The organism is Rhodococcus sp. SB1D (genome assembly GCF_048573875.1).
Classification (GTDB): Bacteria; Actinomycetota; Actinomycetes; order Mycobacteriales; family Mycobacteriaceae; genus Rhodococcus_F; species Rhodococcus_F qingshengii.
The window spans coordinates 960,257-982,591 of sequence record NZ_JBMAIQ010000001.1; the positions used below are offsets into that span (position 1 = coordinate 960,257).

The following is a 22,335-nucleotide window of genomic DNA, read 5'->3' on the forward strand; positions in this document are numbered from 1 at the left end:
GCCGCTCGATGGCAAAGGGTGGACAGGCGTCGAAGGCTGATCTCGACGCCGCGATGCAGATCGCGCTGGCCGCAGCTGATTCCGCGCGCGGATTCACCAGCCCCAACCCACCGGTCGGCGCGGTCATCCTCGCTGCCGACGGAACCATCGCGGGCGTCGGTATGACGCAACCGCCCGGTGGACCGCACGCGGAGGTCGTGGCTCTCGACGAGGCCGGCGATGCGGCACGTGGCGGTACGGCCGTGGTGACACTGGAACCGTGCAATCACCAGGGACGAACCGGCCCTTGCTCGCAGGCATTGATCGACGCCGGAGTCTCGGCGGTTGTCTACGCCGTCGGTGATCCCAATCCGGAGGCTTCCGGCGGCGCAGCGACCCTCATGCGCGCTGGAATCAGCGTCACGGCCGGACTGCGAGCACCCGAGGTGGAGGCTGGTCCACTGCGGGCCTGGCTGCACAAACAGCGCACCGGTCGCCCGCACATCACGTGGAAGTACGCGGCCAGTCTGGACGGACGCAGCGCCGCCGAGGACGGAACGAGTCAGTGGATCACCGGTCCGCAGGCGAGGGCGCGCGTGCATGCGCAGCGAGCGCAGATCGATGCGATCGTGGTCGGTACCGGCACCGTGTTCGCCGACGATCCGTGGCTGACCGCACGTCAGCCCACCGGTGAGCTCGCGGCGCACCAGCCCGTTCGCGTCGTCGTCGGGAAGCGCGAAATACCCTCGACGGCAAGCATTCTCGACGAAACCGCACCGACTCTGGTGCTCAACACCGACAACATCGACGAAGTAGTCGAGGCGTTGGGGGAGTACACGGACGTACTTCTCGAGGGTGGGCCCCGTCTGGCCGGAGCATTCCTTGCCGCCGGATATGTCGACGTCATAGAGGCATACATCGCTCCGATCCTGCTCGGCGCGGGCGCCTCCGCACTCGTCGATGCCGGAGTGCACACCATCACCGACGCCCACCGATTCCGTTTGGAGTCTGCGGTAACGATCGGCCCCGATATTTTGTTGAGTCTGGTTCCGGAGAGTTCTGCTCCGGGGAACGAGGAGTAGGGCGCGTGTTCACAGGAATTGTGGAAGAACTCGGCGAAATTGTCGCCAAGGAAGAACTGGTCGATGCTGCACGTTTCACGGTGCGCGGGCCACTGGTCACCTCCGACGCCGGCCACGGTGATTCGATCGCGGTCAACGGAGTGTGCCTGACGGTGGTCGACGTGCTTGCCGACGGTTCGTTCACCGCAGATGTCATGCAGGAAACCCTGAACCGCTCGAGCCTGGCGAAATTGGATGTCGGCTCTCGCGTCAACCTCGAGCGTGCCGCGGCGCTGAACAGCCGACTCGGCGGCCACCTGGTTCAAGGGCATGTCGATGGAACAGGCCACGTCATTTCCCGCTCGCCGTCCGAGAACTGGGAGGTAGTGCGGATCGCACTGCCCGACTCCATTTCCCGTTACGTCGTGGAGAAGGGTTCGATCACCGTCGACGGAGTCTCGCTGACGGTCTCCGCGCTGGGCGGAGACCGCGGGTTCGAGTACTTCGAGATCTCGCTGATCCCGACAACGCTCGAGTTGACGACGCTCGGAACCGCTGTGGTCGGTACGCCGGTCAACCTCGAGGTGGACGTGATCGCCAAGTACGTCGAGCGGCTTCACTCTGCCGGTCGGTAGGACCAGGCTGATCGGACCCGTCCGATTGGTCGTAGGGTTGTCAGTGCATCCGTCGGATGCACTTGTTGTATTCGATGATGTGAAAAGTCAAGACTTTGGAGTGCGAGCACGTGACCAGGTTCGACAGTATCGAGCGCGCAGTAGCAGATATCGCTGCAGGTAAAGCTGTTGTCGTCGTGGACGACGAGGATCGCGAGAACGAGGGCGACCTCATCTTCGCCGCCGAGAAAGCCACCCCGGAACTGGTGGCGTTCATGGTCCGGTACACCTCCGGCTACCTGTGCGTGCCGCTCGACGGTGACGATTGCGATCGGCTGGGCCTGCCCCCGATGTACGCCACCAACCAGGACAAGCACGGCACGGCGTACACCGTCACCGTCGACGCCCGTGAGGGAATCGGTACCGGCATCTCGGCGTCGGACCGCGCTGCGACGATGCGTCTGCTCGCCAACCCCGAATCCGGTGCCAACGATTTCACTCGCCCCGGTCACGTCGTTCCGCTCCGCGCGAAGGAAGGCGGAGTACTGCGTCGTCCTGGCCACACGGAAGCTGCAGTCGACCTCGCCCGCATGGCGGACCTGCGTCCTGCCGGCGTCATCTGCGAAATCGTCAGCCAGAAGGACGAAGGCGCGATGGCTCAGACCGACGAGTTGCGAGTCTTCGCCGACGAACACAACCTTGCTCTGATCTCGATCGCCGACCTCATCGCGTGGCGTCGCAAGCACGAGAAGCACGTGCTGCGCATCGCCGAGGCCCGCATCCCCACCCGCCACGGTGAGTTCACCGCTGTCGGCTACACGAGCATCTACGACGAGGTCGAGCACGTTGCGCTGGTGCGCGGCGACATCGCAGGCCCCGACGGCGACGGTAGCGACGTACTCGTCCGCGTTCACTCCGAGTGCCTCACCGGCGACGTCTTCGGTTCGCTGCGGTGCGATTGCGGCCCGCAGCTCGACGCCGCACTGGACATGGTCGCCCAGGAGGGCCGCGGCGTTGTTCTGTACATGCGCGGGCACGAGGGTCGTGGCATCGGTCTCATGCACAAGCTGCAGGCCTACCAGCTCCAGGACGCCGGTTCCGACACCGTCGACGCCAATCTCGAACTCGGCCTACCGGCGGACGCCCGCGACTACGGCATCGGTGCGCAGATCCTCGTCGATCTGGGGATCTCGTCGATGCGTCTGCTGACCAACAACCCGGCCAAGCGTGTGGGTCTGGACGGCTACGGCCTGCAGATCACCGATCGTGTTCCGATGCCGCTGCGCGCGAATGCGGAGAACCTCACCTACCTGCGCACCAAGCGCGATCGGATGGGTCACGATCTGATCGGACTGGACGAGTACGAGGCGAACCAGAACACCGCACAGCCGGGAACCGCACTGTGAGCGGCGAAGGTCAGCCGCAGCTCGCGATCGCCGAGGCCAAGGATCTGAAGCTGGCGATCGTTGCCGGGCAGTGGCACGCGACGATCTCCGAGGCTCTGATCGCCGGCGCGCAGCGCGTCGCGCAGGAGGCGCAGATCAAGGACGTGACACTGGTCCGTGTCGCCGGCGCGATCGAACTGCCGGTCGTTGCGCAGGCATTGGCGCGCACGCACGACGCCGTCGTCGCACTCGGTGTTGTCATCCGCGGCGGCACGCCGCACTTCGAGTACGTGTGCGACGCGGTCACCGCGGGCCTTACACGCGTCTCGCTCGACGAAAGCACTCCCGTGGGGAACGGTGTCCTGACCACCGACACCGAGCAGCAAGCTCTTGACCGTTCGGGTCTGCCGGGTAGCGTCGAGGACAAGGGCGCACAGGCCTGCGCCGCCGCACTGGACACCGCAGTGACCCTGCGCCATCTCCGAGCACCATGGACCGAGGATTCGTTTCGATGAGTACACCCGGCGACAACGAGAACTGGGAACTGATTGCGTCACCGCGTAAGTCGACGCGATACGCGATCGGAGTTGCCGTCCTCCTGGTGATCGTTCACGTCACACTGGCACTCCTGCTTCGCCAGGGGTCCACCGGCGTGTACTTCCGTGCCGCGGACCAGATCGCGATGGCAGGCATCGGCACCATTCTGGCTCTCGGTGTGCTGATGTTGACGCGGCCCCGGGTCAAGGTGGGCAAGCAGGGTATTGCCGTACGAAACATCTTGGGCGAGAAGATCGTCGACTGGGATCTGTTCGAGGGACTCTCGTTCCCCGACGGTGCCGCCTGGGCACGCATCGAATTGCCCGACGACGAGTACATGGCAGTGATGGCGATCCAGTCCAACGACCGCGAGTACGCCGTCGACACGGTCGGTAAGTTCCGCGAACTGGCCGACCGCTACGCACCGGTCGCGCACAAGAGCAACTGACGTCTTCCGACCGGTTCGGTGCCCGCATCCTGCGCGTTTCCGAGTCGGTCGGTGGCGGCGACTAACCTGAAACCGTGCCGGATCCCTCGACTTACCGCCCCGCTACCGGAACCATTCCGGCTGCGCCGGGCGTCTACAAATTTCGCGATCCGCATGGTCGGGTCATTTACGTCGGAAAGGCGAAAAGCCTCCGTTCACGTTTGAACTCGTACTTCGCGGACGTCACGACACTTCATCCCCGTACTCGGCAGATGGTGACCACCGCCGGCAGCGTCGAGTGGACCGTCGTCAGTACCGAAGTCGAAGCGCTTCAGCTCGAGTACAACTGGATCAAGGAATTCGATCCGCGGTTCAACGTCCGGTACCGCGACGACAAGACGTATCCGGTTCTCGCTGTGACGCTCAACGAAGAGTTCCCGCGCTTGTTCGTCTACCGCGGTCCGCGGCGCAAGGGTGTCCGGTACTTCGGTCCCTACTCCCATGCCTGGGCCATCCGCGAAACACTCGATCTGCTGCTACGAGTGTTTCCCGCACGAACGTGCTCGTCCGGAGTCTTCAAACGACACAACCAGATCGGCCGGCCGTGTCTGCTCGGCTACATCGACAAGTGCTCGGCGCCCTGCGTCGGGCGAGTCAGCGCCGAGGAGCATCGTCAGATCGTCGAAGATTTCTGCGACTTCCTCGCCGGCCGCACGGACAAGTTGGTCAAAGATCTCGAAAAGCGCATGCAGCAGGCTTCCGAGGACCTCGACTTCGAGACCGCGGCCCGTCTGCGTGACGATATCGGGGCTTTGCGCAAGGCGCTCGAGAAGCAGGCCGTCGTACTCGGTGACGGCACCGACGCCGATCTCGTCGCCTTTGCCACCGATGATCTCGAAGCCGCCGTTCAGGTGTTCCACGTGCGGGGCGGACGCGTGCGGGGTCAGCGTGGATGGGTCGTGGAGAAGGCAGGCGACGCCATCGACTGGGCCGCACTCGACGCCGAGTCCGACCTGCCGATCCTGGTCGAGCAGTTCCTCACCCAGTTCTACGGGGAGCAGGCGGCCCTCGACCCGGGAGCGGGTTCCGAGGCCGGGATCAGCGCAGTTCCCAAGGAAGTTCTGGTGCCGGTTCTGCCGGCAAACGCGACCGAGATCCAGGCGTGGCTGAGCAAGCTTCGGGGATCGCAAGTGCAACTGCGGGTTCCGCAACGCGGCGACAAGAAAGACCTCGCCGAAACAGTCCAGCGAAACGCGAAAGAGGCTCTGGCGCAGCACAAGCTCAAGCGCGCCGGCGATTTCACTTCGCGTTCTGCGGCGCTGCAGGGCATCCAGGAAGCACTGGACCTGGACTCGGCTCCGCTACGAATCGAATGCATCGACATCAGTCACGTCCAGGGAACCGACGTCGTGGCGTCACTGGTCGTGTTCGAGGACGGGCTCCCGCGTAAGTCGGACTACCGCCACTACGCGATCAAGGAAGCTGCCGGCGACGGTCATTCCGACGACGTCGCGAGTATCGCGGAGATCACGCGTCGGCGGTTCCTGCGCCACAACCGCGACCTGGGCGTCCTCGCGGCGTCGGCGTCGACCATGGACTCGGACGGTGGTGATCTGGCTCCCGAAGCGGCGATCGACCCGGCGACGGGCCGGCCTCGGCGGTTCGCGTATCCGCCCAATCTGTTTGTCGTGGACGGCGGCGCCCCTCAGGTCACGGCGGCAGCGGCGGTCCTCGACGAGCTGGGGGTGACCGACGTCGCGGTAGTCGGGTTGGCCAAAAGACTCGAAGAGGTATGGGTACCGGGGGAAGAAGATCCGGTCATCCTCCCTCGGACGAGCGAGTCGTTGTACCTACTGCAGCGCATCCGAGACGAAGCCCACCGCTTCGCGATCACGTTCCATCGCAGCAAACGCTCGAGGCGGATGACGGCTTCGGCTCTGGATTCGGTCAAGGGGCTCGGTGAAACTCGTCGAACCGCTCTGGTGGCTCACTTCGGTTCCGTGGCGAAGCTGAAAACGGCAACGGTCGAGGAGATCATGCAGGTCCCCGGTATCGGTGAGACCACCGCCACAGCAGTTCTGGCCGCACTCGGCACGGATTCGGCTGCAGCCGACGCGGGTGCTGAAGCTCGAGCGCTGCCAGCCGCGGTAGGGGATGATGAGCTGGACACGGAATCCGAATCGTCTGTTACGTCTGCTGACGCGCCCAGCGCCGAATCCGGTAGCGGTGACGAAGGCTCCGAGTCGCGAGAATTGTCCATGCCGACGACGGGGCCGAGTGCACAGTGACTACCGACAGCGCCAAAGACAGTCGAACGATGGATTTCCTGCTGGTGACGGGATTGTCCGGAGCAGGTTTGAGTACCGCTGCCAAGGTGCTCGAAGACCTCGGCTGGTATGTCGCGGACAATTTGCCACCTGAGCTCATTTCCCGAATGGTCGGTCTGAGCCTGACCTCCGACCCGCCGGTCGATCGTCTCGCCGTCGTGATCGACGTGCGGAGTCGACTCTTCACCGGCGATCTCGGGTGGGTGCTCACCGAACTCGAGGCGGAACCGATCCATACTCGGGTGCTGTACCTCGAAGCGTCGGACGACGTGTTGATCCGACGGTTCGAACAGGTGCGCCGCAGTCATCCGTTGCAGAACGACGGCATCGACGGCACATTGTCCGAAGGGATCGCAGCCGAGCGTCGGCAGTTGGCCGTGGTGAAGGCGGCCGCCGATCTGGTCATCGACACGTCGGCGCTGAAGGCGCATCAGCTGCGTCAGAAGATCGAAACGGCGTTCGGGAACGATGCCAACCGCACGATGAAGGTGACGGTCCAGTCGTTCGGATTCAAGTACGGCCTGCCGATGGACGCCGATCTCGTCTGTGACGTTCGTTTCCTGCCCAATCCCCACTGGATCCCTGAACTTCGCCCGCACACCGGTCAGGATGCCGACGTCCGCGACTACGTGTTGTCCCGCGAGGGCGCGGAAGACTATCTCGACACCTACCGACATCTGGTGGATTTGACGATCGCCGGATATCGACGAGAAGGAAAGCGCTACATGACAATTGCGGTCGGGTGCACCGGCGGTAAGCACCGAAGCGTGGCCATGTCCGAAGCTCTCGCGAGGCGTTTGGGTTCCGAGGACGACATCTCGGTCAGCATCGTGCACCGGGATCTGGGGCGCGAATGAGTGAACCGACACATCGCTCGCGGGAGACAACCGAGGGGCCGGCCATCGTCGCGCTCGGCGGCGGGCACGGATTGTTCGCCACGCTCCAGGCCGTCAGACGCTTGACGGTCGACGTCACCGCCGTGGTCACGGTCGCCGACGACGGTGGTTCGTCGGGCCGGCTACGCGCCGAACTCGGCGTCATCCCGCCTGGAGACCTCCGGATGGCGCTGGCTGCTCTCGCGTCGGACGAACCCGAGATAGTCGACTGGACTCGGACCATTCAGCATCGCTTCGGCGGTGTCGGCGCACTTGCCGGGCATTCGGTGGGCAATCTCATCCTGGCCGGACTGACCGAGGTGCTCGGCGATCCGGTCGTCGCGCTCGACGAGATGGCGCGACTGCTGCGAATCCGTGGCCGTGTGCTGCCGATGTCGCCGATCGCGCTCGAGATCGAAGCCGACGTTCAGGGACTCGAAGAGGACCCCCGCGTCAGCCGCTGCATTCGTGGACAGGTTGCCGTCGCGACCACCCCGGGCAAGGTTCGGCGTGTGAGACTGCTCCCGTCCAATCCGCCCGCGTGCCCCGATGCCGTGACTGCGATCGATCGTGCCGATCTCGTGGTTCTCGGCCCGGGATCGTGGTTCTCGAGCGTGATCCCACACGTCCTGGTACCCGAACTCGTCGAATCACTGTCGTCGACGAAGGCTCGAAAGGTACTGGTGCTCAATCTCGCACCCGAGCCGGGGGAGACCGCCGGATTCTCCGCGGAGCGTCACCTGCACGTACTCTCCCAACACGTGCCCGATTTCCGGGTCGACTACGTGGTGGTCGACTCGGCGTCGGTACCGGCCGGGCGTGAACGTGAACATCTGCAGCGTGCGGCGGATCAATTTTCAGCCGAAGTCAGGTACGCGGATGTCGCGGACACCTCACCGGGCGCAGCGCATGTACACGATCCGGCAAAACTGGCCGATGTACTGGCTGAACTGTCGAGCAGTGCGGCAGTAGGGGATTCGACACAGTCTTCCCTGCAAGAACAGCAATCCGAAGAACAGAGGGAGAACGCTTCGTGGCAATGACAGCGGAGGTCAAGGACGAACTGAGCCGGTTAGTGGTGACTCAGGTCAGCTGCCGCAAGGCAGAGGTCTCCGCGTTGCTGCGCTTTGCCGGTGGGCTCCACATCGTCGGCGGCCGGGTGGTCGTCGAAGCAGAGGTGGATCTGGGCTCCACGGCGCGACGTCTGCGCCGGGAGATATTCGACCTGTTCACCTACAGTGCCGACGTGCACGTACTCAGTGCGGGCGGGCTTCGAAAGTCCGCTCGCTACATCGTGCGTGTGGCGAAGGAGGGTGAGGCCCTCGCGCGCCAGACGGGACTGCTCGATCTTCGCGGGCGCCCGGTTCGCGGCTTGCCTGCGCAGGTCGTCGGCGGAAGTGTCGGCGATGCCGAAGCAGCGTGGCGCGGTGCGTTCCTCGCGCACGGTTCCCTGACCGAACCCGGCCGTTCGTCGGCGCTCGAAGTGAGCTGCCCGGGCCCGGAAGCCGCACTTGCTCTGGTTGGAGCTGCGCGGCGTCTGGGGATCTCGGCGAAGGCACGTGAGGTTCGCGGAACGGATCGTGTGGTGATCCGCGACGGTGAGGCCATCGGCGATCTCCTGACCCGAATGGGAGCCCAGGACACACGTCTGGTGTGGGAGGAGAGGCGGATGCGACGCGAGGTCCGCGCCACCGCCAATCGTCTCGCCAATTTCGACGACGCAAACCTGCGACGCTCTGCTCGCGCTGCCGTTGCGGCTGCTGCGCGCGTCGAGCGTGCGTTGGAGATCCTCGGTGAGGACGTGCCCGATCACCTCGCGGCGGCGGGTGCACTGCGCGTCGAGCATCGGCAGGCGTCCCTCGAAGAACTCGGCCAGTTGGCCGACCCGCCGATGACCAAGGACGCCGTTGCCGGACGTATCCGTCGCCTGCTGTCCATGGCTGATCGCAAGGCCAAGGAAACGGGCATACCCGACACCGAATCCGCAGTGAATGTGGAGCTACTCGAAGAGGGGTGACCTGCCCTCCGTCAGGGTGGGCTGCGCACGTTCGGGCCACGCGCATTAGGGTATGAGTCACATCGACCGATGAACCCCACGTCCGCGTCGTGCACACACGGATTCGGAGTATGCGTGGGTCAAGTTGCACACCAGAATCATGGTCAAAGGAGCGAATTGTGACTGTCCGGGTTGGCGTAAACGGTTTCGGCCGTATCGGACGTAACTTCTTCAGGGCGGTGGATGCGCAGAAGGCGCTCGGAACCACCGATATCGAGATCGTGGCAGTCAACGACCTGACTGACAACGCGACGCTCGCTCACCTGCTGAAGTACGACTCCATCCTCGGCCGTTTGCCGTACGACGTGTCGCTCGACGGTGACGACACGATCGTCGTCGGCGATCAGCGCATCAAGGCCCTCGCACACCGTGGCCCGTTGAACGAACTTCCCTGGGGCGAGCTGGGCGTCGACGTCGTCGTCGAGTCCACCGGCATCTTCACCGACGCCGCAAAGGCCAAGGGACACCTCGAAGCCGGCGCCAAGAAGGTCATCATCTCGGCTCCGGCCAAGGGTGAAGACATCACCATCGTGATGGGCGTCAACGACGACAAGTACGACGGCAGCCAGAACATCATCTCCAACGCGTCGTGCACCACCAACTGCCTCGGCCCCATCGCCAAGGTTCTCGACGACGAGTTCGGCATCGTCAAGGGTCTGATGACCACGATCCACGCGTACACCCAGGATCAGAACCTGCAGGACGCTCCGCACGCAGACCTCCGTCGCGCCCGCGCAGCTGCCCTCAACATCGTTCCCACCGGTACCGGTGCAGCCAAGGCAATCGGCCTGGTTCTCCCGCAGCTGCTAGGCAAGCTCGACGGCTACGCACTGCGCGTGCCGATCCCCACGGGCTCGGTCACCGACCTCACCGCGAACCTGAAGAAGTCGGCCACCGCCGACGAGATCAACGCTGCGATGAAGGCTGCTGCCGAGGGACCCCTCAAGGGCATCCTGAAGTACACCGACGCACCGATCGTCTCCTCGGACATCGTCACCGACCCGCACTCGTCGATCTTCGACTCGGGTCTGACGAAGGTCATCGACGACCAGGTCAAGATCGTCTCCTGGTACGACAACGAGTGGGGCTACTCCAACCGCCTCGCCGACCTCATCGGCCTCGTCGCCAAGTCTCTCTGAGCGGAGTTTCGATAACAGTGGCAGTTCAGACGCTGAAGGATCTGCTGGACGCTGGGGTCGAGGGGCGCACCGTACTGGTGCGTTCCGACCTCAACGTCCCGTTGGATGGCGGAGAAATCACGGACCCGGGTCGCATCGTCGCGTCCGCTCCCACCCTGCGGGCACTCGCCGAGGGTGGAGCGAAGGTCATCGTGACCGCGCACCTCGGGCGCCCCGACGGTCAGCCCGATCCCAAGTTCTCCCTCGCACCGGTTGCCGCGAAGTTGGCCGAAATCCTCGGTCGCAACGTGCAACTCGCCGGTGACGTCGTGGGACAGGACGCGCTGGCTCGTTCCGAAGGACTCACCGACGGTGACGTCCTGATGCTCGAGAACATCCGTTTCGACCCTCGCGAGACCAGCAAGGACGAAGCCGAGCGGGTCAAGCTCGCCAAGGCTCTCGTCGAGCTGGTCGGTGACGACGGCGCATTCGTCTCCGACGGATTCGGTGTTGTTCACCGTAAGCAGGCGTCGGTCTTCGACGTCGCGAAGCTGCTCCCGCATTACGCCGGATACCTGGTCGGCGCCGAGGTCGAGGTGCTCGCCAAGCTCACTCAGGACGCAGCGCGTCCGTACGCGGTGGTGCTCGGTGGCTCCAAGGTCTCGGACAAGCTGGCCGTCATCGAGGCACTGGCGCCGAAGGTCGACACTCTGGTGATCGGCGGCGGAATGTTCTACACGTTCCTCGCGGCTCAGGGTGTGTCCGTGGGCAATTCGCTGTGTGAAGAGTCCATGATCGAGACCTGCAAGGATCTCCTCGACCGGTACGCCGACGTCATCCACATCCCTCAGGATGTTGTCGTCGCGGACTCCTTCTCGGCCGATGCCGAGTCGAAGATCGTTCCGTTCGACAAGATTCCCGACGGCTGGATGGGTCTGGACATCGGACCGGAGTCGGTCAAGCGCTTTGCCGCGATCCTGACCGGCGCCAAGACGGTGTTCTGGAACGGCCCGATGGGCGTGTTCGAGTTCCCGAAGTTCGAGGCAGGCACCCGCGGTGTCGCCGAGGCAATCGTGGAGGCAACCGAGAAGGGCGCCTTCAGCGTCGTCGGCGGCGGCGACTCCGCAGCAGCCGTTCGTCAGCTCGGTATCCCGGACGAGGGCTTCTCGCACATTTCCACCGGTGGTGGCGCTTCCCTCGAGTACCTCGAGGGCAAAGAGCTGCCTGGCATCGCAGTACTGGAAGGCTGATCCGACATGGCACGTAAGCCGTTGATCGCCGGCAACTGGAAGATGAATCTGAACCACCTCGAGGCTATCGCCCTGGTGCAGAAGATCGCTTTCTCCTTGCCTGCGAAGTACTTCGACAAAGTGGACGTCACGGTCATCCCGCCGTTCACCGACATCCGAAGCGTCCAGACGCTGATCGAGGGCGACAAGCTCCTCCTCACGTACGGCGCGCAAGATGTCTCGGCTCATGACTCGGGTGCGTTCACGGGCGAGATCAGCGGCTCCATGCTGGCCAAGCTCGGTTGCACCTTCGTCGTGGTCGGTCACTCCGAGCGTCGCACCCTTCACGGTGAGACCAACGAGACCGTCCTCGCGAAGACGAAGGCTGCTCTCAAGAACGGCCTCACGCCGATCGTGTGCATCGGCGAAGGCCTCGAGATCCGCGAAGCGGGCGAGCATGTCGCCTACAACGTCGACCAGCTCAAGGGTTCGTTGGCGGGCCTGAGCGCGGAGGAGATCTCCAAGATCGTCATCGCGTACGAACCTGTCTGGGCCATCGGCACCGGCCGTGTCGCTTCTGCCGCCGATGCACAGGAAGTGTGTGCTGCGGTACGAGCAACAGTGGCCGAACTTGCCGACGCCGAGGTCGCGGCCGGCGTTCGCGTTCTGTACGGCGGTAGCGTCAGCTCCAAGAACGTCGGAGAGATCGTCGGCCAGGCCGACGTCGACGGCGCTCTTGTCGGCGGCGCGTCACTCAAGGCTGACGAGTTCGCGACACTGTCTGCGATCGCTGCAGGCGGTCCACTCCCGTGATGATCGGGTAGTGAGCTGAAACTGCTCGAGACTAAGACTGCGGGTGTGTGACCGACTAGGTCACACGCCCGCAGTTTTTTGTTCGCGAGTCAGCTCAGGAGTTTGGTTTCCAGAGCGCCGACGAGTTCGGGAGCAAGCTCCAACCCGGCGGTCAGATAGTTCTCAACGGTTCCGTAGTGGTGCTCGACCTGCTCGAAGGCAGCGCCCAGGTAACTCGCGTCGACGGAAAGCAGCAACCGGATCACCTCGCCCTTGTCTGCATCTGTGGCAGCGGCGATCTTCGCGACTGTTGCCTCGATGTACTCGGCCGAGTACGTGTTCGTGAGCAGGTAGTCCGCCGTGATCGTTTCGCGCGGTACACCAGCGAGTGTCTGCAGTAGTGCTGCCGCCCAACCTGTTCGGTCCTTGCCCGCCGTGCAGTGGAAGAGTTGCGGCCCCGCGGTGGTCGCCAGGGCGGCGAACAACTGCGAAAATCCGTTCCGAGTGACGGGGTCTGCGACAAAGCTGCGATTGATGTTCTGCATGAAAGCTGTTGCAGCGTCCGCTGTTCGGAGAGCCATCGCTTCGGCGTGGATGTTTCCGGACAGGATGGGAATGTGGGCGTACATCGCCGGCGCCGGCACGATGTCGGGAGTTTCGTTCGCCTCGGTTTCGGAGCGCACGTCATAGACGGCGGTCAGCCCCAGCGATTCCACGATTGCAAGATCCTCGGGCGAGGGCGTCAGTACGTTTGCACGGTAGAAGACTCCGCGGCTCATCGCCTGTCCGCTGGTCGTGACGTACCCGGGGCCGGCCACGTCGCGGAAGTTGTGAATCGAAGCCAGACGCGGTGTGTCAGGCAGGGGTGTGTCGGGCAGGGCAGTGTTGGGCAGGGCAGTGTCGGAAAGCATGGAGCCGGCCTTTCGGAGGTAGAGTCGCGTCAACTGAAAAACTACTGAATCGGTATCTCGACAGTGTGATCGATGCCACTGACCAAGAATCGTGCCTGGCCGGGTGCAAAGTCATGTGCGAGGCGGGTATGTGGTCAGGCTATCTGCGCGCGCCTGTATGGTGTTATCGGTTGTAGTTGTCCCTATTGGATTGGTGGACGTAGACAGACATGAAACTGTTCCTGGATATCCTGCTGGTCATCACCAGCTTGCTCCTCATCGCCTTGGTGCTCCTGCATCGCGGTAAGGGCGGCGGTTTGTCGAGTCTGTTCGGTGGCGGTGTCCAGTCCAGCCTGTCCGGATCGACTGTTGTCGAGAAGAACCTCGACCGGTTGACGGTCTTCACCGCGTTGATCTGGCTCATTTCGATCGTCGGCATCGGCCTGGAGATCAAGTTCGCCTGATTCTCGGCTCATGACTTACAGCCGGTAGTTTTTCACACACGAATTTCAGACACGGAACCCCGCCTATCGAGCGGGGTTCTTTGTTTCGGTCGATAATTGTGTGATGACTGAAACCGCGTCGCATCGAGAAACACCGCGAGAGGCCACCGAGCCGCTGCGCGAAGACATCCGGCTTCTCGGCGGAATACTCGGACAAATAGTGCGAGAGCAAGCCGGCGACAATGTGTTCGATCTGGTCGAGCGAGCCCGTGTCGAGTCGTTCCGAGTCCGTCGTTCGGAGATCGATCGCGCCGAACTGGTGTCGCTGTTCGCCGAAATCAGTACGGACGACGCCATTCCCGTCATCCGGGCGTTCAGTCACTTCGCACTGCTCGCCAACCTGGCCGAGGACATCCATCGCGAGCGTCGACGGGCCATCCACGTCAACGCGGGGGAACCGCCCCGCGACAGCACTCTCGCGGCCACGTACACCAAACTTGATGCAGCCGATATCGATTCGGCCACCGTCGAAGAAGCGCTTCGGGGCGCCCTGGTCTCACCCGTCATCACCGCTCACCCGACGGAGACTCGACGCCGTACGGTGTTCGAGACGCAGAGTCGGATCACCGAGTTGATGCGATACCGCGAGCGCACGGCGCTGAGCGTCGCAGAAACCGCTGATGTCGATCTGCAATTGCGCCGTCAGATCCTGACCCTGTGGCAGACGGCTCTGGTCCGGCTCAGCCGCCTCCGCATCCAGGATGAAATCGAGGTAGGCCTGCGCTACTACGACGCAGCGTTGTTCGAGGTGATTCCGAAGATCAACGCCGAGGTTCGCAAAGCTCTGCGCACTCGTTGGCCGGACGCCGGGCTCCTGCCGGAACCGATCCTGAGGCCGGGTTCGTGGATCGGCGGTGACCGAGACGGCAATCCGTACGTGACCGGCGAAATCGTCCAGCGCGCCACGTCGCGCGCTGCGGCGACTGCTCTCGAGCATCACCTCGAGGAACTCGAACATCTCGAGCGTGAACTGTCGATGTCGGCGCGGCTGGTTTCCGTCACGCCCGAACTCGATCTGCTGGCGTCTACCTCCGGCGACGACTCTGCCTTCAGGGCCGACGAGCCGTACCGTCGCGCGATTCGCGGTATCCGCGGGCGCTTGAGCGCCACAGCACTGACGGTACTGGGGGAGTTGCCCGCCCACGGGTCCGACGACGGACTCGAGGCGTACACCGACCCGGCACAGTTGCAGCGGGATCTCGGAATCATCGACACCTCGTTGCGTCGTTTCGGTGACGAGACCATCGCCGACGATCGACTCGATCGGCTCCGAGAAGCGGTGGAGGTGTTCGGCTTTCACCTGTCCGGTCTGGACATGCGGCAGAACTCCGAGGTACACGAAAGCGTCGTCGGAGAACTTCTGGCGTGGGCCGGAGTTCACCCGGACTACGCGTCCTTGCCGGAAGCCGATCGAGTCGAATTGCTGTCGGCCGAGTTGACGACGCGGCGACCACTGACTTCGCCGGACGCCGAGTTCAGCGAATTGACCACCAAGGAACTGGCCATCATGGCGGCCGGTGCCAAGGCAGTGCGGGTTCTCGGGGCGGGTGCGGTACCCAACTACATCATCAGCATGTGTACCTCGGTCAGTGACATGCTCGAGGCCGCAGTGCTGCTCAAAGAGGTCGGGGTGCTCGATCCGGGCGTCGGTAGCGAGCCCTCGTGCCCGATCGGCATCGTGCCGTTGTTCGAGACGATCGAGGATCTGCAGGGCGGCGCCGACACATTGCTGGCGACGCTCGACATCCCGATCTATCGTGCGATCGTCCGTTCCCGTGGTGACAGTCAAGAAGTGATGCTCGGGTACTCCGACTCGAACAAGGACGGCGGGTACCTGGCAGCCAACTGGGCGCTGTACCGTGCCGAACTCGACCTCGTCGATGCCGCGCGTACGAGCGGAATCAGGTTGAGGCTCTTCCACGGCCGCGGCGGAACCGTCGGACGTGGCGGCGGACCGAGTTACGAAGCGATTCTGGCTCAGCCTCCCGGTGCAGTCGCTGGTTCTCTGCGAATCACCGAGCAGGGTGAGGTGATTGCGGCCAAGTACGCCGAACCGCGTCTGGCACATCGCAACCTCGAAACACTCATCGCCGCGACTATCGAGTCGACGTTGCTCGACGTCGAAGGACTCGGCAGCGATGCCGACGCTGCCTACGCGGTACTGGACGAGCTCGCGGCCCTCGCCCGCACCGCGTACAGCGAATTGGTGCACGACACACCAGGATTCGTGCAGTACTTCGAAGCGTCGACACCGGTCGCCGAGATCGGGGCACTCAACATCGGCTCTCGTCCGGCCTCTCGCAAGCAGACCAAGGCGATCTCCGACCTGCGAGCGATTCCCTGGGTGCTCTCGTGGAGTCAGTCTCGCGTGATGCTTCCGGGTTGGTACGGAACCGGCGCCGCGTTCGAACGATGGATCGACGGAGACGACACTCGGCTTGCCACGTTGACGGCCCTGTACGAGAAGTGGCCGTTCTTCCGAACCGTGCTCTCGAACATGGCCATGGTGATGTCGAAGTCGGATCTCGGTTTGGCGGCCCGGTACGCGGACCTCGTGCCCGACGCCGAACTGCGCGATCGAGTCTTCGGAATGATCACCGACGAGCACGAACGCACAATTCGCATGTACAAGGCAATCACGGGCAACGAGAACCTCTTTGCCGACAACTCGGGCCTCGAGCGTTCGGTCCACAACCGGTTCCCGTACCTCGAACCTCTCAACCATCTACAGGTCGAGCTGATCCGTCGGTACCGTTCCGGCGACGAGAGCGATCAGGTGCGTCGGGGTATCCAGCTGACGATGAACGGCCTTGCCACTGCGCTTCGTAACAGTGGCTAGGTAACAGCGGCTGGTTCTGCAGGTTTACCAGGGTGTGCGTGCGGCGACTCTAGAGCTGTCGCACGCACACCCAACGCTGCGCACCGGACCGAACGGGGACCGCAGTGGATCTGCAATTGGACGGACGAACTGCCGTCGTTACCGGCGCGGGAAAAGGTATCGGGTTGGCGATCACTCGGGCCCTGGTGGCCGAGGGAGTCCACGTCGTCGCGGGCTCGCGGACGCTCTCGCCGGAACTCGAATCGCTGCAGTCCGGCGGCGCCGTCACCTTTGTCGGCGTCGACCTCGCGAGTGTCGAAGGATCAACCCGACTGCTCGAGGTTGCAGCAGCGAGGGGCGGCGTCGACATCCTGGTCAACAACGTCGGCGCCGTCACCCCGAGAACGAGCGGTTTCGCGGCCATCACAGACGAAGAGTGGGCGGCGTCGTTCAATCTGACGTTCTTGTCGGCTGTACGCACTGTTCGCGCTGCGCTGCCGGAGTTGATCCGCCGAGGTGGCGGGAGCATCGTGACGATCAGTTCGGTCAACGCATTCTTACCTGACCCCACGGTGATCGACTACAGCGCCGCCAAAGCGGCGTTGACCAACTTCTCGAAGTCGTTGTCGAAAGAACTGGGCGGGCAGGGGATCCGCGTCAATACCGTCAGCCCTGGCCCGGTGCAAACGGAGTTGTGGCTCGGCAAGCACGGAGTGGCCTCGACGCTGGCGAAAGCGAGTGGATCAGCCGCCGACGACATCGTCGAAAGCGCCGCGGCCGGAGCCGAGACTGGGCGGTTCACCTTCCCCGAAGAGGTTGCCGACCTGGTGTTGTTCCTCGCCAGCGATCGTGCGGGGAACGTGACAGGCGCGGATTTCGTGATCGACGGCGGTCTGATCAAGACCTTGTGATCATTGCTGCCTGAAACCTGATCATGTGCGCGACGGTCGACGACGTGATGCACAGGATCACTGCGGACGCGATGACCACCCACAGTCCCCACCCGATGGACGGTCCGGCAGTGTGCCCTGCGAACTCGGTACTACGTCGCACGATGGACGCGGCGTTTCCGACGGCAACGATCAAGACCGCGATTCCGACCAAAGGGCCGGTGCAGTGATTCTTGATCTCGGGCGTGACGTCTCGAACCATGAGGGTGATCAGCGCGGTCACCGCGCAGAGAGCGAGGACGAGAGTGATCACTCCGCATTCGTCGATACCACTGTGGTCCAGTGCGGAGGATGACGTCCACGGGCCGAGGCTTCCGGCGACGATCCCGGCGCACGCCCAGAGCGATCCGATGAGGCTAGGTCCGAAACGGTCGGGCATGAGGGAGGGAATTGCGCGGGTCGACGGCAGCTGAAACCCGAAGGCGCGTTGGTGATCCGGCTGATTGGGTGTGAACGTCACGGGACGGACCACCTTTCCTCCGCGGCGTCGAGCCGCCCAATCCAATGCTTTTCCGGAGTCTAAGGGCCGCCCAGTTCACTTTTGCCGAATCGAGCGAAATTGATCGAACCCGCGGTAGGCGGAACTGGAACGCGATCTACAAGAATTTCAACCGGTGGTCCAGGAGGGCCGTGTGGCCCTGGCCGCTGGAAACTCCGCGGCCAGTCGATCGAGTTCGATGATGGGCAGCGCCCGCATCATCGAGGCGCTTACCTTACGAAACTGCCAATTTGTGCGCGTCGCCGATTCGTAGACGGGACAAAGCGAAGAACTTCCGCAATGAAGGCCGAAGGCCGGTTCGTCTGGGACGCGAGGAGGCCCGGTTGTCGCAAGTGGCCCATAGCCGCCAAGGGGCGGCCGCAGAGCGATGGCATTAGTTGGGGGAGTCATGGCGTAATTAGTCACTTTGAAACCAACCGGTGCGTCCACTTTGTCTGGCGTGTCCGATACTGTCCTGTTGCCAGGAACACAACAAGGGAGTTCGGAGATCTCGATGGTTGAACCGCTCAGGATGGACAAGGCCAAACAGGGCTTTGACAAAGCTGTTGGCAGCTTCGGAAAGTTCGCGCGGAATAGCTCAAAGCAGCTGATCGAGCAGACCAGCGACCTCGAGGACGTCGCCGTAGGCAACGGCGGGAAGCTGACCACGAAGAAGCCAGACCCCTACGAGGAGGCCATAGCCCAGTACAACGGCGCGTTCACTTCGATGAACGACAAGGGCCTTTCTCTCCTACGCCAGCGCGAACGCTCGACGGATCTGATCGAGCTCGTCGAGCTGCTGGTGAACAGCGTCGCTCACACCCCCAAGACGTTCGAGACCGACTTCGACGAGATCCACGTCCACAAGACCGACTTCCTGGAGGCGGAGGAGTTCGCACGCAAGGACCTCGAAGCCGCGCGCAAGTCGGCTGCCGGAGCAGGCGCTGGGTTCACCGCGGGCGCCGCGGTCGCGAGCATGGCTCCGACAGCTGCATTGTGGGTCGCCACCACCTTCGGTACCGCATCGACCGGCACCGCGATCTCCACTCTCTCCGGAGCCGTCGCGACCAAGGCTGCTCTGGCCTGGCTCGGAGGAGGAGCCATCGCGGCCGGAGGCGGAGGCACTGCGGCAGGTGGCGCCTTGCTCGCTCTGGCCGGCCCCGTCGGCTGGACAGTCGCGGGGGCCACCCTCCTCGCATCAATCGGGCTGTTCGCGAAGAACAAGTTCGAGAACCGCGCGGCGAAACAGGAGGCGCTGACCGCGGTGAAGCAGAACACCGTGCTCGTCAAGGGCATGGACGCTCAGATCGACGACCTCCTCCGGCGCACCACCTCCCTTCGTGAGCTGCTCCTGCAGAGCTACGGCGACGCGCTGGGATACTTCGGCGCCGACTTCCGCGCGCTGCCTGCGCCGCAGCAGTCCCAGCTCGCCGCGCTGGTGAACAACACAAAGGCAGGCGCGGCCCTGCTGGGCAAGCGAATCGAGCAGGACCCCGATGACGAGTGACGCGGCAACACTGACGAGTGACGCTGCAACACTAGGCAAGAGCAACCAGGAACAGGCTGTCGCTGCCTGGGTGAACTACCTCAACCAGCTCCGACTGGAAAACCTGCTGAGCGCCCTCAACCGGCAGGACGTGAACCTCCTGGACGCGCTCGCCAGCCTCCACGACGCGATGCGGAGAATCGACCTCGAGGTGGTTGCCGCTAATCGCGGCGGAGTCAAGGGCATGCACGGCTTCATCGCCGAGGTCGCAGAGGTGGGCCTCGGCAACGCTCGCAGCCAGATCCTCGGTAACGGCCCTGTCTATCAGTGGGTCAATGACAACGGCCCCGTGGACCTGATGCGCGGCGGCGTGGAGATTCAGCAGAAGTTCGTCGCGGCCGGCGGCCGCTTCGGCCTCGGCGCGATCGCCGAACACCTCGAGAAGTATCCCGACTTCGTCGAAAACGGTGGAAAATACCAGATCCCCCGCGACCACTTCGAGGTGATCCGGAAGCTGCACGCCATGCCACGCGAGGATGCTGGCAAGCTCCTGACACTCGGCGGCGACGGCCCCTCGCTCAAGGACTGGAACCGGATCCACGCATTCTTCGACGAAGGCTCTGTCGGCATCGAGTCCCTCGAACCCTCGCACCTGGAGTACTCCGAGGTGCAGAAGGGCGCTTACAGTGCAACGCTGGAGACAGAGGAGGGTTCCCTCCGCTCCACCGACCAGTCCCTGCGCGGCGATGCCTACCAGGAAAGCCGCCCGACCCTGCGCGAGGGCACGAAGGCCACCCTTGCGGCCGCCGCGATCGAGGGCGGGACCGCCGTGGTGCTGGCCTTGGTCGAGAGACGGCGTGCGGGGAAGCATCTCAGAGATTTCACTGGTGGGGACTGGGCCGACATCGCGGGCGAAGGCGGTTTCGGCGTCGCCAAAGGCGGTGTCCGAGGGTTCAGCATCTACTGGCTTACGAACTTCACCGCCACCTCCGCCGCTGTCGCCAGCTCGATCGTCACCGCGGCCTTCGGCGTCGCGGAGCAGGCGAACAAGCTTCGTCGTGGCGAGATCGACGAGCTCGAGTTCATCGAGAACGCGGAGCTCGTCTGCCTCGAGACCGCCGTCAGCGCCCTGTCCTCCTGCGTCGGGCAGGCTCTCATCCCAGTGCCCGTCCTCGGCGCCGTGATCGGCAACACCGTCGGCATCATCATGTACAAGACCGTCTCGTCCTCCCTCTCCCAGCGGGAGGCTTCGCTGATCGCGCAATACGTCGGCGAACAGCGGGCGCTCGACGAGCAACTCGCCGCTGAGTACGGGGAGCTCATCGAGAAGCTCGATGCGAGAATGTCCGACTACCTCGGGTTGCTCGAACGGGCCTTCTCACCTGACCTGGAGGTCGCCCTCCTCGGATCCGTAGAGCTCGCACTCGATCTCGGGGTGGCATCGGAAGAGGTCTTGGATTCCGACGAGAAGGTCCTCGCCTACTTTCTCGACTAGTGAGTACCCTGTGGTTCCCCAGGAAAGACACAGGAATAAGCGAACATCTGGCGGACCCAAGTATGTCTGGGTGCACGCTCGATGTGGCCAGTTCAGCTGATGGGGAGTCGTCGCGCTGCACCATCCCACCAGGGTTCGACCTCACGAAGATTCGCGTGATCGAAGACCCTGCGGAGGGCCCCTGGAGCTCCAAGGGGAGCTTCGATCTATTGCGGTTCAGCCCGGGCAGTGTGTCATCGGTCCTATTGTTCTCTGCTTGCCGACCCTGTCGGGAAAGACCTCGTCCATCGTGGCGGCTATGGTTTCCCGCTGCGGCCGTCTTGACATAGACCATCTCGAGCTAGCGCTACGGGACACCGGTTCATTCATCGCTTCCGTGCCCGCGCAAGACTGGGCAGATCTTTGCGCGAGGACCGTCGAGCGCCTACTCGTACGAGCCGCTCTCCGGTCCAACTCTTCGAGTGTTCGGGACCCAATTCCTTGTTCTGCTACTGCATTCCTTGTTCTGCTACTGCGCAGAATGCGCGAAACAGCAAGGGATCTGGTTCGATCGTGGGCTACTCGACTATTTTGGGTAGGCGAATCCCGGGGGCACCTGGTGGCGACCCATCCACAAGTCACTCGCGGTCCCACCGGTGGCCGGTTGATTCTAGACATCAGTAAACCAGCGAGATCGGCTCTGCGCGTAGATAATTTCGTGTCACGTTCCCGCACTACCGCGGGAGTTACACGTGCCCCTCATCTTCCTTTTGGCGGCGGTCGTCGCCATCCTATGAGCAGTCATTGCGCTGCTGCTTATCCCCGTTGTGTGCACGGCACTGTGGGGCTGCCCGCAGCGCAGTGCAACAGCGCGGTCTGTACTTCGCGACCGGCTAGGTGCACTCAATATCGCGAACCGTCGATCTCTGTGCCCTCCGGAGATGGCGCGGATCGCTGCGACACTGCGCGAGCAGGGTCTCAGCAGCCACCTTTAGCATCGCGCGCTAGCTGTCAGTGAACGAAGTCCAGAGCTTCCTTGATCCACGCGTTGAATTCGACGTTCGAACTCGTCCCGGTTCGGTCGACGACGATCCATCCCTTGCTCATCGGCTTACCCCGCATCTCGGGCCAACTTGCACCCTTGTGCGTCAGAAGCTCGTCGACTCGATCGGGGTCACACCGAACCATGATGTTGCCGTGTGAGTTCGCACTGGCGGCCAGCTTCCCGTTCACCATGAAGCTCAGCCCACCGAACATCTTTACTTCCTCGACGTCGTCCTCGCCCGAGAGCGCATCGCGGATACGCTCAGCCAGCGCTTTGTCGTATGCCATGGAG

The 22,335-nt window shown here is 63.5% G+C and carries 20 protein-coding genes; 17 read left to right on the forward strand and 3 right to left on the reverse strand.

Annotation, left to right across the window (positions count from 1 at the left end):
• The first annotated feature begins 8 nt into the window (after positions 1–8).
• The 12 genes from ribD (at position 9) to tpiA (ending at position 12,421) form a co-directional block, all read left to right on the forward strand.
• On the forward strand, positions 9–1,061 hold the full coding sequence (gene ribD / locus ACN50D_RS04575) for a bifunctional diaminohydroxyphosphoribosylaminopyrimidine deaminase/5-amino-6-(5-phosphoribosylamino)uracil reductase RibD (protein ID WP_211920202.1): 1,053 nt from the start codon (positions 9–11) through the stop codon (positions 1,059–1,061).
• 5 nt (positions 1,062–1,066) lie between these two features.
• Entirely contained in the window at positions 1,067–1,675 is a 609-nt protein-coding gene (locus tag ACN50D_RS04580; protein WP_003944892.1) for a riboflavin synthase, read from the forward strand.
• A gap of 110 nt (positions 1,676–1,785) precedes the next feature.
• Complete coding sequence (locus tag ACN50D_RS04585; RefSeq protein WP_003944833.1) at positions 1,786–3,060, forward strand: bifunctional 3,4-dihydroxy-2-butanone-4-phosphate synthase/GTP cyclohydrolase II; 1,275 nt, start codon at positions 1,786–1,788, stop codon at positions 3,058–3,060.
• Positions 3,057–3,554 (forward strand): 6,7-dimethyl-8-ribityllumazine synthase, encoded by a 498-nt coding sequence (ribH, locus tag ACN50D_RS04590; protein WP_003944999.1) that lies wholly within the window; start codon positions 3,057–3,059, stop codon positions 3,552–3,554. Before ACN50D_RS04585 ends, ribH begins: the two co-directional genes overlap by 4 nt.
• A complete protein-coding gene (locus ACN50D_RS04595; RefSeq protein WP_003944987.1) occupies positions 3,551–4,024 on the forward strand; it encodes a PH domain-containing protein in 474 nt (157 codons plus the stop codon). Before ribH ends, ACN50D_RS04595 begins: the two co-directional genes overlap by 4 nt.
• 74 nt (positions 4,025–4,098) lie before the next feature.
• Positions 4,099–6,291, forward strand: coding sequence for an excinuclease ABC subunit UvrC (gene uvrC, locus ACN50D_RS04600; RefSeq protein ID WP_003944805.1), 2,193 nt, complete (start codon positions 4,099–4,101; stop codon positions 6,289–6,291).
• A complete protein-coding gene (gene rapZ, locus ACN50D_RS04605) occupies positions 6,288–7,187 on the forward strand; it encodes an RNase adapter RapZ (protein WP_003944872.1) in 900 nt (299 codons plus the stop codon). The genes uvrC and rapZ overlap by 4 nt, the downstream gene beginning before the upstream one ends.
• Positions 7,184–8,248, forward strand: coding sequence for a gluconeogenesis factor YvcK family protein (locus ACN50D_RS04610; protein WP_083057211.1), 1,065 nt, complete (start codon positions 7,184–7,186; stop codon positions 8,246–8,248). Before rapZ ends, ACN50D_RS04610 begins: the two co-directional genes overlap by 4 nt.
• Positions 8,245–9,222 carry a DNA-binding protein WhiA gene (gene whiA / locus ACN50D_RS04615; RefSeq protein ID WP_021344225.1) on the forward strand — a complete coding sequence of 326 codons (978 nt, stop codon included), beginning with the start codon at positions 8,245–8,247 and terminating at the stop codon, positions 9,220–9,222. Before ACN50D_RS04610 ends, whiA begins: the two co-directional genes overlap by 4 nt.
• A gap of 158 nt (positions 9,223–9,380) precedes the next feature.
• A complete protein-coding gene (gene gap / locus ACN50D_RS04620) occupies positions 9,381–10,400 on the forward strand; it encodes a type I glyceraldehyde-3-phosphate dehydrogenase (RefSeq protein ID WP_003944851.1) in 1,020 nt (339 codons plus the stop codon).
• 17 nt (positions 10,401–10,417) lie between these two features.
• Positions 10,418–11,629 (forward strand): phosphoglycerate kinase, encoded by a 1,212-nt coding sequence (locus tag ACN50D_RS04625; protein ID WP_003944901.1) that lies wholly within the window; start codon positions 10,418–10,420, stop codon positions 11,627–11,629.
• Positions 11,630–11,635: 6 nt separating this feature from the next.
• Positions 11,636–12,421: a triose-phosphate isomerase gene (tpiA, locus tag ACN50D_RS04630; RefSeq protein ID WP_030536413.1), complete on the forward strand. Its 786-nt coding sequence runs from the start codon at positions 11,636–11,638 to the stop codon at positions 12,419–12,421.
• An 89-nt stretch (positions 12,422–12,510) separates the two neighbouring features.
• Here tpiA and ACN50D_RS04635 read toward each other — a convergent pair whose 3' ends face one another.
• A complete protein-coding gene (locus ACN50D_RS04635; RefSeq protein WP_211920200.1) occupies positions 12,511–13,311 on the reverse strand; it encodes a tyrosine-protein phosphatase in 801 nt (266 codons plus the stop codon).
• Between the two features lie 209 nt (positions 13,312–13,520).
• On the opposite strand from ACN50D_RS04635, the gene secG reads away from it, so the two are divergent.
• The 3 genes from secG to ACN50D_RS04650 all read left to right on the forward strand — a co-directional run bounded on the left by secG (position 13,521) and on the right by ACN50D_RS04650 (position 17,522).
• On the forward strand, positions 13,521–13,754 hold the full coding sequence (secG, locus tag ACN50D_RS04640) for a preprotein translocase subunit SecG (protein WP_003944946.1): 234 nt from the start codon (positions 13,521–13,523) through the stop codon (positions 13,752–13,754).
• A 103-nt stretch (positions 13,755–13,857) separates the two neighbouring features.
• Positions 13,858–16,632 carry a phosphoenolpyruvate carboxylase gene (ppc, locus tag ACN50D_RS04645; protein WP_211920199.1) on the forward strand — a complete coding sequence of 925 codons (2,775 nt, stop codon included), beginning with the start codon at positions 13,858–13,860 and terminating at the stop codon, positions 16,630–16,632.
• A gap of 104 nt (positions 16,633–16,736) precedes the next feature.
• Positions 16,737–17,522 carry an oxidoreductase gene (locus ACN50D_RS04650; protein WP_042919818.1) on the forward strand — a complete coding sequence of 262 codons (786 nt, stop codon included), beginning with the start codon at positions 16,737–16,739 and terminating at the stop codon, positions 17,520–17,522.
• Here ACN50D_RS04650 and ACN50D_RS04655 read toward each other — a convergent pair.
• On the reverse strand, positions 17,509–18,021 hold the full coding sequence (locus tag ACN50D_RS04655; RefSeq protein ID WP_007727952.1) for a hypothetical protein: 513 nt from the start codon (positions 18,019–18,021) through the stop codon (positions 17,509–17,511). The genes ACN50D_RS04650 and ACN50D_RS04655 overlap by 14 nt on opposite strands.
• Before the next feature lie 532 nt (positions 18,022–18,553).
• On the opposite strand from ACN50D_RS04655, the gene ACN50D_RS04660 reads away from it, so the two are divergent.
• Together ACN50D_RS04660 and ACN50D_RS04665 are read left to right on the forward strand one after the other, a co-directional pair.
• On the forward strand, positions 18,554–19,546 hold the full coding sequence (locus ACN50D_RS04660; RefSeq protein ID WP_193595306.1) for a hypothetical protein: 993 nt from the start codon (positions 18,554–18,556) through the stop codon (positions 19,544–19,546).
• Positions 19,536–21,020 carry a hypothetical protein gene (locus tag ACN50D_RS04665; RefSeq protein ID WP_210378405.1) on the forward strand — a complete coding sequence of 495 codons (1,485 nt, stop codon included), beginning with the start codon at positions 19,536–19,538 and terminating at the stop codon, positions 21,018–21,020. The genes ACN50D_RS04660 and ACN50D_RS04665 overlap by 11 nt, the downstream gene beginning before the upstream one ends.
• Before the next feature lie 990 nt (positions 21,021–22,010).
• Here the strand turns inward: ACN50D_RS04665 and ACN50D_RS04670 are convergent.
• Positions 22,011–22,331 carry a TfoX/Sxy family protein gene (locus ACN50D_RS04670; RefSeq protein WP_003944891.1) on the reverse strand — a complete coding sequence of 107 codons (321 nt, stop codon included), beginning with the start codon at positions 22,329–22,331 and terminating at the stop codon, positions 22,011–22,013.
• Between the last annotated feature and the right edge of the window lie 4 nt (positions 22,332–22,335).